General features: G+C 44.8%; 6 protein-coding genes. 1 reads left to right on the forward strand and 5 read right to left on the reverse strand.

Annotated elements, in window-relative coordinates; genetic code table 11:
* Nucleotides 1-14 precede the first annotated feature (14 nt).
* On the reverse strand, nucleotides 15-647 hold the full coding sequence (locus HC965_RS14390) for a hypothetical protein (RefSeq protein ID WP_223854898.1): 633 nt from the start codon (nucleotides 645-647) through the stop codon (nucleotides 15-17).
* 273 nt (nucleotides 648-920) lie between these two features.
* Between HC965_RS14390 and HC965_RS14395 the strand changes: the two genes are divergently transcribed.
* Entirely contained in the window at nucleotides 921-1,838 is a 918-nt protein-coding gene (locus tag HC965_RS14395) for a DMT family transporter (protein ID WP_191032116.1), read from the forward strand.
* 115 nt (nucleotides 1,839-1,953) lie between these two features.
* On the opposite strand, the gene HC965_RS14400 is transcribed toward HC965_RS14395, so the two are convergent.
* The 4 genes from HC965_RS14400 to HC965_RS14415 all read right to left on the reverse strand — a co-directional run bounded on the left by HC965_RS14400 (nucleotide 1,954) and on the right by HC965_RS14415 (nucleotide 14,193).
* A complete protein-coding gene (locus tag HC965_RS14400; RefSeq protein WP_191032117.1) occupies nucleotides 1,954-5,976 on the reverse strand; it encodes a glycoside hydrolase family 2 TIM barrel-domain containing protein in 4,023 nt (1,340 codons plus the stop codon).
* Nucleotides 5,977-6,165: 189 nt separating this feature from the next.
* Nucleotides 6,166-7,257: a methylmalonyl Co-A mutase-associated GTPase MeaB gene (gene meaB / locus HC965_RS14405; protein WP_191032118.1), complete on the reverse strand. Its 1,092-nt coding sequence runs from the start codon at nucleotides 7,255-7,257 to the stop codon at nucleotides 6,166-6,168.
* Between the two features lie 12 nt (nucleotides 7,258-7,269).
* A complete protein-coding gene (locus HC965_RS14410; protein WP_191032119.1) occupies nucleotides 7,270-8,337 on the reverse strand; it encodes a DUF1573 domain-containing protein in 1,068 nt (355 codons plus the stop codon).
* A 108-nt stretch (nucleotides 8,338-8,445) separates the two neighbouring features.
* A complete protein-coding gene (locus HC965_RS14415; protein ID WP_191032120.1) occupies nucleotides 8,446-14,193 on the reverse strand; it encodes an alpha-2-macroglobulin in 5,748 nt (1,915 codons plus the stop codon).
* Nucleotides 14,194-14,380: the final 187 nt, after the last annotated feature.

Genomic DNA, 14,380 nt, shown 5'->3' on the forward strand with positions numbered 1-14,380 from the left:
TTTTTATTCTTCTCTTATCTCCTCCGCGGACGATGCGACCTACCCGCAGGAGCAGAGGTTCGGTTACGGACAGATGCGCGGCTTCGCCCTTGTTGTTGCCGGCTGCGTCCATTTCCAGTCATACCCGGCAAAGCAGCCACGACCAAACATACAACCACCCCGCCTAATGCCCAGGCTGCACGTCGCCACATAAATCCATTGATTATTTTATTAACGAGAGAAAGTGCCGAAGTCTTCTTGTCCGTCACTTCATCCAATTTCGTTCCTACTTTATCGAGATAAGGTTTTAAAACAGGATAATTGGTTTCAATAGTGCTCCAGTCCGCCTTGCCGCTAACGGTATTGCTCAACACCGTAATGTCTGCCATTACCCCTTTTACCTTTGCGGCACCAATAATTGCTGTAAACTGGAAAGAGAGAAAGAAGAGGAGAAAAGCGCCTATTATTCCTGTCAACCATTTGGGAGTGCCCATTAGTCCATTTATCAAATACATGACGAGTATAGCAACTATAATTCCCGCCAGTATTCCCCAAAAAAGCGTAGCAATGAAGCCCAGTATCCCCATAGGTGTTTTCCGGTTTATAAATTCCCCTGATTCAACCCTTACTATTAGATATAAGAAAAGCGTAGGAATCTGTTTTATCATTCATCTTTTCCCTTTGCCAAAAACTAATGAGAACCAAAAAAGTCAAAGACAACTGTTAAAAACGCTTTTCAAAAAACTCCGCCACCCCTTCTGTCAATGGCAATATGTTGCAAAAGTAATTATTTTATTAAAAGCATCAAATTTTCAAAGAGTTTTTTAATCATTTATCAAAAGCTTGTGAATTTTAGTACGAGAATAAAAGCTACCTTTGCAATCATTTTCTCATTTCGAATGTTATTCTTATAAGAAAATAATAAACTAATTACTATCAACATGGACAATAGCAAGAACCTGCACGGTCATCTATTTGCACTTACAGCTAACATTATGTGGGGATTGATGGCTCCTATAGGGAAATTAGCTCTCCAAGAGTTTTCCGCTCTTTCCGTTACAACATTTCGTATGGTGGGGGCAGCGGCCGCTTTTTGGATACTTTCTATGTTTTGCAAACAGGAATATGTGAATCACCGGGATATGCTGAAAATATTCTTCGCTTCATTATTCGCTTTAGTATTCAATCAGGGAGTATTTATTTTCGGACTGTCGATGACTTCACCTATCGACGCTTCGATTGTTACAACGACTTTACCGATTGTGACTATGATTGTAGCTGCCATCTATCTGAAAGAACCGGTTACGAATAAGAAAGTACTGGGGATTTTTGTAGGTGCTATGGGGGCACTCTTTCTTATCATAAGCAGCCAGGCGGGAAGTAATGGCAACGGAAGTCTGATTGGCGACTTGCTTTGCTTGGTTGCACAAATCAGTTTCTCTATTTACTTAACTGTATTTAAGGGATTATCCCAACAATATTCAGTGGTGACTATCAATAAGTGGATGTTCGTTTATGCTTCAATATGCTATATACCGTTCTCTTATTCCGATATTTCCACCATACAGTGGGCTTCTATTTCCACGACTGCCATTGTACAGGTGCTTTATGTGGTGTTGGGTGGTAGCTTCCTCGCATACCTCTGCATTATGACTGCACAGAAACTCCTTCGTCCTACTGTTGTCAGTATGTACAATTATATGCAGCCGATTGTAGCTACTATTGCTGCTATTATCATGGGAATCGGAAGTTTCGGTTGGCAGAAAGGAGTGGCTATCGCACTTGTATTCCTAGGAGTATATATTGTGACTAAAAGTAAGTCGAAAGCAGATTTCGAGAAATTAGGGAAAGAATTATAAAGTCTGAGAGCCCGTCAGAACTCTCTTTTTAATGAAATCACCCACGCTACATTTATCTTGAAAGTAGTGTGGGTGATTTTTATTTATAAGAGGATAAATGGCTGTGAATAGCCTTTTAGTTTGCCAAAATCGTAAGTTCTGCCCCCGATGCAAAGTCTTGCCCGTTCTGTGAACTTAACGCAGTGAAACGGATATAGCGTGCTTTGACAGGTTTGTCGAACAATACTCTCTTTTCTTTTGAGTTGTTGGCAAAGGCTCCTTTCTTAACGGGCGTTCCCCATTCTTTTCCGTCCATACTGACTTGAATGGAGTAGTCTTTAATATTACCGTTATTTCCGTTCTGACGTGGCAGGTAAGTGAATCCTTTGATTTCCTTCACCTCTCCTGCATCCAAATCTACCCAATGCGGATACTTGGCTACCGTAACAGAATACATGGTATGCCAAATGGTATTCGGATCATTGTCCGTCAGGTTGGAAGCATCACCATCACCCGATTCCTGACTGCTGGCATATATCACTTCCGTACGGATACTTTCTATCTTTTCGAATGTCATCGTAGCGTTCACTCTCGAGTCATGTTCATACCATGCCTTTACAGTACCCCCGTCACGCATCGGAATAGGAGTTGTGTACTTGTTCGCCTTCTTGTCTCCGTTCAGTGAATAAAGAATCACAGCATCCTTCTTTGCTGATTTCAATTCTACCCGACCGGCACGGTCACGTATTATGGAAAGAGGAATTTCACCGGCAGGAGCGACATTGGCAATGACAGTCAATTTCTCCTTATTCGCAGGACGGATAATGAAGCCCATATTATGCTGGTCTGCCAATACACGGTCATGTACGAGCGGGCCACCCTGACCGCAACTGTTTCCACCCAATCCGGTAACTGCACAATCCAAATGGAGATAAGTATCACTTGCTTTCGGTAGCTGATAAGGATGTGAAGCCAAAATCAGGTCGAGAGCAGAATACTGAAGGGCAGAAGCAGACAGACGGTCGGTAGCAATGAAGATAGCACCTTTACCGGCTTGATTGGTCAATGCACACCAACGGACATCTTCATGGTTACCCATATCTTGTGGTTTCGGGAAGTTCACAAACTCTCCGGCTACGGTATTGGTATATTGCTCGATGAGTTGTCCGGTCTTACGGTCGGCATAGTTATCTATCGGGCCACGGCCATAATACGTAAAGTCTGCATATTGCTGCGGCATTTTCACCACATATCCCAAACGGGGCAGAACGAGGCTCGAACGATTGGAAGTGATGCTTGCCTGCAACTCTATAGAACCATCCTGATAGACAGTCCATATCTGATTGGTAGTAAATTTAAAGTCGTTATTATCAAACTTGCGGTCTGTCAGTTCCTCTATGCTGTTTTTGCCGGAACTTGTGCCGCCTTTGATGCGTGCACCATTCGGAGCTTGAGATTCTACCGTATAGCTCACCATAAAGGTATTATCTTTTCCGACTACTGTCACCTCCTTCACTGTGTGAACCAAGTTGTGCAAGCCATGTTCAAACCAAGGCTGATAGAACCAGTTATCATTGTTTGTGAAAGCACGGAGAGCATCCAGTTTCGGACCATTTCCGTCTGTTATTACTTTTTCGCCGCCATAAGTCAGGTTATAGATGCTTCCTGTCTGCGAATCAAAATTCACTTCGAAGCCTGTTCCTGTTATCTGAACATTCCTAGTTTTAGGGTCAATAAGACTTTTCAGTTCTTCCGAACCAACAGCCACTTCGCTTATTAACGGACGGTCGGTAGCCGCTTTGACTTGAATCTGTTCTTCCGCCATCACAAAATCCTTAGCAGCCCAAGGCATCTTGTCCTTCAGGACAAACTGTACTTTTACAAAGTATTCGGCATCCTTTTTAAGAGTTTGGTTATAAGGCAACGTAACCTGCATACGTTGACGGGGTGCTACATTTATATCCATCGGCTGACTGGTTTGCACAGGTTTTCCATCCTCATATAATGCGTATATCAATTGATAATCATCCGCCAAGTTCTTGAAATAATACTTATTGAAGACTTCGAATACACCTTTTTCAAGGTTAACCGCTTTTACGTCTATATTCTGATATACTTTCTTCACCTCATAATATTGTGGCTTCGGTTCCAAATCACCGAATACAATTCCGTTCATTACAAACTGCCCGTCATTAGGAGTATCCCCAAAGTCACCGCCATAAGCCAAGTAACGAGTGCCCGTCTTCGGGTCATAATTATACATAGACTGGTCTACCCAGTCCCAAATAGCGCCACCACAGAAGAAATTGGTAGACTCCATCGCATCCCAGTAATCCACGAGATTACCGCAGGCATTACCCATCGAATGGGCATATTCCGAAATATGGAACGGATACTTGATATCATATTTTCCCTTCACCGCACCGCGTACCCAGCCGATAGACGGATACTGGTTAGAACCCATATCCACAATATCATTATTACGTTCATACTGCACAGGACGGGATAAATCAAACTTCTTCAACGCATCATAAGCAGCTACAAAGTTCTTACCCGGCCCGGCTTCGTTACCCAGCGACCAAATAACAATAGACGGATTATTCACATTAGCGTGTACCATCTCCATCACACGGGCTACGTGCGCCTTCTTCCATTCCACCGGATGAGAAAGGGAAGCAGCGCCATAATAATACTCATGTGATTCGATATTCGCCTCATCTTCCAGGTAAATACCGTACTTATTACACAAGAAATACCAGTAAGGGTCATCCGGATAATGTGAATTACGCACATGATTGATATTCGCACGCTTCATCAACATTATTTCATTCTCCATCATTTCACGGGTGATGGCATGTCCCACTGCCGGATTGGATTCATGACGGTTTACCCCTTTCAGCTTGACCGTTTTTCCATTGATATAGTAATAACGTCCCGCAAGTCCAAATTCATCTGCCGATGCGGGCGTATCTTTGATTTCCACCTTACGGAATCCCACAATCGTAGAAACCATCTCAATCGTCTTGTTCTTCTTATCCTTCAACTCGGCTACCAACGTATAGCGATACGGAAACTCTGCCGACCATTTATTCGGAGCCTTTACGTTAAAGACCGTCTGAATCCTACCCGTTTCGTTCGGTTCAATCTTCTCTATCACAGGAGACAAGACACCATCCACCAACGTATTCTCGTCAGAGTAGAGCTTATTGGCATACAAAGAATAATACACTTTATAATTCTTGGCCGCTTTCTTATCCAAGTTACGAATATCGGCATTGATAGTCAAAGAACCGTCCGTATAAGCCGCGTCCAAATCGGGAGTAGCCACCAGGTCACGGAAGTGAACCTTAGGAACCGAATACAGAGCTACCGTACGGAATATGCCCGGCAAACGGAACATATCCTGCGCTTCGAGGAACGAACCGTCCGAGCTGCGATATACTTCGGCAGCCACCGTGTTCTTACCCTTTTGCAGATACGGGGTGATATTAAAATTAGCAGTATTGCGTGAGTTCTTGGAGAAACCCACATACTTGCCGTTAATCCACAGATAGAAGAAAGAATCCACCCCATCGAAACTGATAAAGATTTCCCGTCCGTCCCAATCCTGCGGTATATCAAAATCGCGGCGGAACGAACCTACTTCGTTGCGGTCTTTGTAGGTAGTCCAGTTGGCAGGCGGCGTGCGCATCACTCCCCCACGCCAGTCGTCCACCTTCACACTATGCTGGAAGATAACCGGTTGATTGACATAAATAGGCGTTCCATACTTCTGGCTTCCGTCTTTCTGAATACCATAAATATTCCAACTGGACGGCACCGGGATTACATCCCACGACGTAACATCAAAATCAGTCTGATAAAAATCTTTCGGACGGGCATCGGGAGTGGGCGCCCAATGGAATTTCCAGTCACCATCCAGCGATTGCCAGAACTTACTGTTCTCGGGCAACACTTTACGCGCATTTTCCAAATTTTGGAATGAAAAGAAATAAGCATGCGGCTGTTCCTTATTCAATGCCAGATTTTCGGGAGATTCCCACTCATTTCCTGCCGGAGCACTCACCGAAGCATACGTGAAGCCCTCTAATGGTTGGCCTGCAAAACTTTGCGCTGTCAGGGTGCAGCACAAAAGACCGGTTAACAAGGTTTTGTTCATAAGGTATTTAAGTCGATAAAAATTATTCATGTCATGTACTTATATCTCTGCCTTTCGCTTTATAGTAAATACACGCAAAAAGCATAGAGTCCTACATGAGAATAAGATTTTTAACGTATTTTCTCTAGTTTAAAGATAAAAAGGTTTTTCCGGCAAGAGCTTTCAGGCACTAATTCGTACCAACCACTCTTACTTCAAATCTTCAAAATAAGTATCGAGCAAACTCTTGGCAGCGATAAACGAAGTCAAGTTACCACTCAACACCTGGCGTTCCTTTTCCTGAAGCATCGCTTCAATCTTCGGATTGTGATAGAAACTGTCGCGCAACCTCTCATTGATGCTTTCATACATCCAGTATTTGCTCTGCTCGTTACGACGATATTCAAAATAACCGTTCGCCTTCACGAAGTCCATATATGCGTAGACCATGTCCCACACTTCCTTGACACCTAAATTATAAAAGCCGGAATACGTCAGCACCTGCGGCGTCCATCCCGATTCGGGTGCAGGAAACAGATGCAGTGCACTGCGGAATTGCGTAGCCGCCAACTTGGCACGTTCCAAATTATCGCCATCCGCCTTGTTAATCACAATGCCATCCGCCATTTCCATAATACCGCGCTTGATACCCTGCAATTCATCCCCCGTTCCCGACAGTTGAATCAACAGGAAGAAATCGACCATAGAATGAACAGCCGTTTCGCTCTGTCCCACTCCGACGGTTTCCACAAAAATCTTATCGAATCCCGCAGCCTCACAAAGAATAATCGTCTCACGCGTCTTGCGTGCCACGCCGCCCAGCGAACCCGCCGACGGGCTAGGGCGTATAAATGACTTAGGATGTACAGAAAGCTGCTCCATGCGGGTCTTATCTCCCAGGATACTCCCTTTACTGCGCTCACTACTCGGGTCGATAGCCAATACAGCCAGCTTCCCCCCTTTTTCGAGCACATGCAAGCCGAACACATCAATCGAAGTACTCTTTCCCGCACCGGGAACACCACTGATACCCACCCGGATAGAATCTCCCGAATAAGGCAGGCACTTCTCTATCACTTCCTGGGCAACAGCCTGATGTTCAGGCTTCACGCTTTCTACCAATGTCACGGCCTGACTCAATATAGTGACATCGCCTTTTGTAATACCCTCTACAAACTCAGCTACCGAAAGTTGACGTTTCTTAGGTTTCCGTTTCAAGTAAGGATTCACAGACGAAGGTTGCTCGATGCCTTTGTTGACAACGAGACCTTTATATTCTCCACTATTTTCAGGATGTTCCATGACAAATAAGATTTAGCGTTTGATATTGATTTCGACTTTCGGGCGCATCGGGTCGTTCGTTATCATCAAAATACGTAAATGATGTTTCTTATTACCCACATCACGCTTGCGAATAGTCACTTTCAATTTCGTCATTCCATCCGGCGGAAGCACCGTTTTCTTCAGGCTTACCCCTACCGATGAATTGAATACCTGCAATTTGCTGATAACCAACGGAGTCTTGCCTGCGTTAGCAATCAATATTTCATAGCTTGCCTTATTCTTCTTGATTAACGGCACACTAAGGTCAATATCCGTTTCCGAGATACGTATGGCAGGAGCATTCAGCGAATCAGTAGCCGTCATACGTGAGAAATCGGGAAGAAGGATGGCCGAAACAGGGATTTCATTTTCTTCGCTCACCTTATCGCCTGAGAAGCGGGAAAGATAAACAGAAGTTTGCGTCAAACCGTAATCTTTCAACTGGCTGGCATCCAACGTCAGCTTGACAGTTCCCTTCTTGCCTTTCAGCAGGACTTTCGGTTCGGCTTCCATTTTAAGATAAGGGGGCAGATGCATCAATACCGGTTCATACGGACGGTCGGACAAGTTAGCTATATTGAAAGTGAATGAAGGCTGCTGGCCATGATATACATCAGGGAAAGCAAACTCGTCACGGTCCAGACGTATATTTCCGATAGTATAGGGAAGTATTTTTGTATAATCCTTAATTTCCTGCACTACCTCACCGGTAAACTTCAGATAAACCAGGTTTGGAGTAGCATTGCTGTATATGCCGACCGATTTTTCAAAACGTCCCAACGCCTTCGCGTCAAAGGAAGCTTTCACTGTTCCCTTCGCTCCCGGAGCAATCGGTTCCTTCGTCCAGTCGGCTACGGAGCAGGCACAGGAAGTAGTGACATTGGTAAGAACCAATGGCTGGTTACCCGTATTAGTGATTGTATATTCCACTGTCACCGGGCGTTTCCACTCTATTTGTCCAAAGTTATGCGTCTCTTTATTCGAAGAGATACGAGGTTGGGCAACGGCTGCCAAAGCGACAGAAAGCAGAAAAAATATAGATAGTAAACTACGTTTCATGCGATACATTTTATTTTGGTGCACAAATGTAGCTGTTTTAGATGAGATATCGTATGGATTGAAAGGATTATTAACGGTGAACGTTGACCGTTCACCGTTAATAAATAATTATTTCACTTCTACCGTCATCGAAGCAGAATGCGAAGCATATTCCGGTGCATAAGCACATTGCATGGTTGCCAGCCCTGTTTCGTAAGTACCTGAGCGGCTCACACGGTAGCTGTATTCCAACACATATACCCCTTTTACAAGATGGTCGAAGAAGAAATTGGTGGAAGCATCCTTGATATCCACATAGTAGCCGATACCGTTGTTCCAGCGATAGCCGGAGATGCTGCCGATAGGTTCGAAGCAAGCGCCGCGCTGGTCTTTCAACTGTACAAAGTCCATCGGACGGTCTGCACGGATACTCAAGCGTGAAACGACCTTATCGCCCACCTGAAGCACTGTCTTCGACGTAATCGGTTGCAGTTGCGGAGTATTATCGACCATGCGTTCCACATACAACTGTTTCTGTACATTCAACTCACCGCCTTGTTGTTTCACATCACGAATGGGCGATTCATATTCCGCATACACAGCTCCCCAGGCAATGCCCGGATTTCTCTTTTCCACTTCAATCTTGCGGGCATCCACCACATCTTTCTGCGTGAACGAACGCTTGATATATCCCAATCCCGGAACGGTAGTCTTGCTTGGCGTAACCGTTTCCAACACTTCATTGGCAATCACAATGCGTACATCGCCCTGATTATCGAGCAGATTGGTACCTTTCATCAGCAACGCATATACAGCGTCTGCCGTAGCTACCGGAGAATCCCATTGCTGCGTCTGCTTCTGCTTCAACAGCCAAAGTTTCATCTCTTCCACCGTATCGTTATTGCCGCCAATCAGTTCCAACGCTTCCATCACATCTACATGAGCCTGCATCTGCATTCCGCCCCATGCGTAAGGATTCGCGTTGAAAGCGAAGAACATACCTTGTTCATCCGTTTTCGTCAGATGTTCTTTCAGCGAAGCGACAAACTCTTGCGCTTCCTTCTTATGTCCCGCCTTATCAAGCACGATGGCCGCAATAGCCTTGGTATTCATCGAAGCCGACGGAAGCAACTCTTTCACCTTGGAGAGATAATAAGCATACGCTGCTTTATTGGCCGCAGGAACCTGCTCGCCTGAAATAGCGATGATATACAAATATTGCAGGATACTGCCCGATACTCCTGTGAACTTCGTCCCCTTTTTCAGCTCTTTCAGAATATTCTTATATTCTTCCAAAGCCGACTGATGCAGATAGGTCAACGCCTTCGTCTGCAAAGTGAGCGCAGTTCCGCTCAACTTCTCACCAGTCAACAGCGCAAGACGGGCATTCAATTCCGCGATATAAGCGGTAACATAATTACTACCGTTCATTCCCTTATACCATGACCACGCACCGCTTGAATTTTGCAATTCCTGCAATCTTGTCAAGGCAGCGATATTATTGCTGCGGATATTATTCAAATCGAACAACGTGGCAATCCGCTCTTTTTGCTGTTCTTCGGTCTGTGCTTCAAGCACCCACGGAGATTCGGACAACAAGATATTCTTTACTTCCTGATTCTTTTGCAAGTTGCTCAGGAACGTTTCCTTTGTACCACCCTGAAGTTTCCAGCTATCGAATACCGCCTTGATGCGTGGCTGACTGTTCATTATAAATGAAGCCAGTGTATTCGCATAATAAGCAGTAGCCCAGGAAATAGCATTATTATTCACCGGAAGGCTCAAAGAAGGTAATGCCTGAATAGCATACCAAGCAGGATTTCCGGTAAATTCAATCGTCAATTTACGGTCTGTTGCCGTTTTGCTATGTTGGTTGAACAGGCTGTCGAGGGAGAACGTACGGGTTTCTTCTCCACGTACAGGCATCGGAAGTGTCTCTACCAAATGCTCCTTATCACTCAGCACCGGAAGAAGCTGTTGTTCTCCGTCGCTGAACGTGCCGCTATCGGCTATCATCCGGCAACCCAGTACTTCGTATTTATCACTTACGGTAAACATGAAATTCACACCCACCGTCTTTCCGGCAGCTATCGAGAATTTCTGCTTTTGTGTGCTGATAACCTTTTCCGTTATCGGGTCGAACAGAGTCATGCTGACTGTTCCTGCTTGCGGCTTGCCTGTCATATTAGAGATAGAAGCAGCAATCGAAGTCTTATCACCCACACGTACGAAGCGCGGCAGATTAGGAGTCAACATAAATTCCTTGCTCGTAGTGGCTTCACCGTCCAATGTACCCATCAACATTCCCTTTGTATGAGAATATCCGCGGAAGTTCCAACGTGTCAGGCTTTCGGGCATGGTGAAGGAGAAGGAGATTTCTCCCTGCTCGTTCGTACGAAGCTGCGGATAGAAGAATGCTGTTTCGGCAAGATTCGTACGCAGGTCGGCAGGCGCTTCGGGAAGAATCTCTTCTTCTTCCACGTCTGCCTTTTCCTGTGATTTCCCTAGCATTCCAGTCTGTCCCCAACCGGCAGTAAACTCAACGTCATTCGCTGTATCGGCAGCCATAGCAGGTGCAAATTTTGCTTGCTTTGCACTCCGGCTAGCCATTCCACGTATCATTATTCCCGGAGCTGACGCACCATATATACCATTTATTGCCGATTCATCCATTACAGCAAGTATTTCATCTACATCAAAATTCGGTCCTATGACAAATCGGTCATACATCATCAGCGGCACTTTAAGCGCCTTATTATTCCACCAATAATTAAATGAATTATTTCCGGCATACCCGCTCATCCAATTGGAATAAGGAAGTATCTGATTATAATAAACCTGGAAATTCTGACGACGGTTCCATATCTTATCCAACGAAGCATCATACATCGTTGCCAACATTTCCGCATTGGCAACTTGTCCCTGCGGCGTCTTAATCGTCAATTTCCATTCTTCCTTCTGTCCCGGACGCAATTTATCACGGAACACTTCCCACTTCATCGCCAGCGTCTTGTCCGGCAACCGCTTCTTCACCTGAACTTGTTCCTGATAAACTTGTCCGTCTCTTACCATGCAGAAGTTCACAAAGATGCCGTCGCCATAACTTTCCTGATACGGATAGGTAAAGCGCATAATCGTATCAGACAAATTCAGTGCCTTGCTTTCCAACAGCTTATCACCGCAGAACACGTTCATCATCACATAAGCATCCTTTTCCGAAGTTCCGAAACAGAACACCGCCGGATGCGCAGCATCAAATTCTGTATTCGGTGCATAGAACCATACGGTAGACTGCACAGGCGGATGTTTATCTTCCCGTGAGAAAAGAACCGTGTTAGCCTCTGCCGTCACTTCCTTTCCCTGATTATCTTTCACCGATGCTTTCAGCACATAAGCTCCCGACGGAATATTCTTCCAGTCAAGCGTCATTTCCTCATTGGAAGTAAATGCTCCCGTAGCTACCGGAGTTTCACTCGATACCTTGAAATCCTTTTCATTCGCAGGATACAACGCATAGTTTCCTTTCACTTCCACAGGTTCTCCGTTCAGATTTTGCGCCTTAAACACAATACTGAACGGCTTATCCTTACAAGTTTTTTCCTTCAATTCCGTCTGCAAGACCAACGAACGACTGCCCGCCGAAATCACATCCGTAGACGATTGTGTCTCACCCGCCACATTGGTAACAGTGGCTTCAACGGAATAACGGTAATAGACTTTATCATTATTCTTATAAGCGTCGCTCTCTTCCAGGCGAACCGGAATTGTAAATTCCCCATTCTCGTCGGCAGTCACTTCACCGGAAGCAATCTGCGTAGATTCAGAGATTCGCCAAAAACTGTAAGTAGAACGCTTTACCGTATATTTCACCGGAAGGTCTTGAAGTAACACGCCGCTATAAGATTGTATCTTACCCTTCACCTGCACTTCATCTCCGAGTTTATAACTTTCCGTTTGTTTCTCAAAAGTGATGTCGAATGTCGGACGTTTATAATCTTCCACACGAATACTTGTCCTGCCCTCTCCCGCCGTCAAAGAAAACATACCGTTCAGGCAAGCCGAAGGCAATGCAAAATCAGCGGTAAATGAACCAAATTCATTGGTACGTACCGATTTTTGCCCCACTTCCTGATTGTTTGCATCCAACAAAACCACCGTGTAGTTCTTGTTCGGAAGCACATTGGCAGTATCCGATTTTTGCGTATAAGCAATACCTTTCACATATACTGTCTGACCGGGACGATACAAGGAACGGTCGGTCAGCAGTGTCATGCTTTCAGTCGCCTTATTTTCATCACCGTAATATCCGAAACTTCCGCCGTAAATGCCTTGTTTCGGCATAGCTGTATCCGTCCCTTTCGATGCTTTCAGAAAGCGGTATTCGGATTTCCAGGGGAATACGACTTTACCATTTTCTCCGGTCGTGAACTCCTGCAACACTTTTTCGTCATTACTATACAACGTAACTTTCGCATTCGGTATAGGATGCCCGGTCTGTCCGTCCAGCGTTGCCACTTCATATTGTTTTTCAGGCAGACGGCACGTCAGCACTTTGAAACGTGTCACGTCAAAGAAGCTCTCGCTATCCCTCTTGGCACGAATATCGGGCACGATGCGCATCACATAAGAGCCTAAGTCGGGAGATTTGAAAGTGAATACCGTATCTTGCGAGCGGTAGTCCTTCGGACGAAAAACCGAATAATGTTGTTCTTTGACCAGTTTTTTCGCCTGATACAACCGCACGGTGAAACCATCCAGATTCTTATGTGAAACATTCAACTTTATTTCTTCATTTGGGAAAGCCTGTCTTGCCGCCGCGACATTTAAGTAAGGTGCCAAAACATCCTCGCGAAGATTCTTCAGCGCATTTATCCTGCGATAATTCGGATAAAGGCGAATTGCTTCATCACAAAGTTGCAAGGCATTGACTTGCTGTTGTTTTTGAATGGCATAGCGGGCTTGCGCCAAATAGACTTCAGCAGTGACGGGTTCTGACGCAAACTTACTTTTCAGTGTATTCAACGCAGTCAGAAACGTATCTTCCGCCAATCCCAAAAGTCCTTCCTGTGCTTGGAAAGGTACGATACTTCTATCTGCATTGCGTCTCCATTCCAAATAATTGAGCGCAGTCAGTATATACCCTTCTTTCAGGTCGGCAACTTTATAAGCGGCAATCATGCTTCCGTAGATATTTATTATATCCTGCTTCACAGGGGAAGGCGTGGTAGCATTGAAACCGTTGTCGCGCGCCAGTCTTTCTATCTTATTCAGCGCCTTTATGGCACGGAAAGCCAGCAGATTATACATATCATGGTGATAGTATTCACTTGCTTCGCCCAGTTCTACAAAAGGAATATAAGTACGCGAGGAAGTTTTGAGCAGCAGTACCGAGTCCGCCAAGGCTTCTTTTACATTTGTCCGTACTTTCTCAACGAACATATTTGCTGTCCATTCACGCATATCGGCGGAAGGGTTTTCCCCTACGATTTCTGTTCTTTGCCGGAGTTGCCACTGATTTTGGGCAGCGTAGTCAGCATAGATTCCTGCTATCAAAGAGTGTAATATAGCACGGTCCATGGGTTTGTCCGTCTGCTTTGCCCATTGTTCCAAGCCTTTCAGACCGACATAAAAACTATCAGGTGTCAGTGCTTCCTGATTCTTCATCCGCCACATGTATGCTTTTAGCATCTGTGCGGAATTTTTCTCTTTCTCTCCCTTCTGATAAATCTCATCAGTCAGTTTTATTACCGTTTTAGGCAAGCTCTTCTTTTCCGCCTGCTCTACATCTTTCCATAATTTGTCGAAAGTTTGTGCTTGCGCTGCCGGAATCACTCCCAGCCATAACAGCACCATCATACAAATCTGTCTTACTTTCATAATCACTCTAGTTTAAGTTTGATAGTTGTCACATACTATAAACAACAAAGTAAGGAAATAAAGTTTAAAGATTTGTACTTTTTAGCTTAAAAAACTCTTTTCAGCATTTATTGATTCGACTCTGTATGATACAAAATCTGCTTCTTTTCAACTTACATAAGAATAAAATAAAAATAAAAAACTGTCA

It is taken from the genome of Bacteroides sp. GM023 (assembly GCF_014750685.1).
Taxonomy (GTDB): Bacteria; Bacteroidota; Bacteroidia; order Bacteroidales; family Bacteroidaceae; genus Bacteroides.

Excerpts from the sequence above, each read along its gene's own strand:
- meaB (WP_191032118.1), bottom strand. The coding sequence starts at position 7,257 with ATGGAACATCCTGAAAATAGTGGAGAATATAAAGGTCTCGTTGTCAAC.
- HC965_RS14395 (WP_191032116.1), top strand. The coding sequence starts at position 921 with ATGGACAATAGCAAGAACCTGCACGGTCATCTATTTGCACTTACAGCT.
- HC965_RS14400 (WP_191032117.1), bottom strand. The coding sequence starts at position 5,976 with ATGAACAAAACCTTGTTAACCGGTCTTTTGTGCTGCACCCTGACAGCG.
- HC965_RS14410 (WP_191032119.1), bottom strand. The coding sequence starts at position 8,337 with ATGAAACGTAGTTTACTATCTATATTTTTTCTGCTTTCTGTCGCTTTG.
- HC965_RS14390 (WP_223854898.1), bottom strand. The coding sequence starts at position 647 with ATGATAAAACAGATTCCTACGCTTTTCTTATATCTAATAGTAAGGGTT.
- HC965_RS14415 (WP_191032120.1), bottom strand. The coding sequence starts at position 14,193 with ATGAAAGTAAGACAGATTTGTATGATGGTGCTGTTATGGCTGGGAGTG.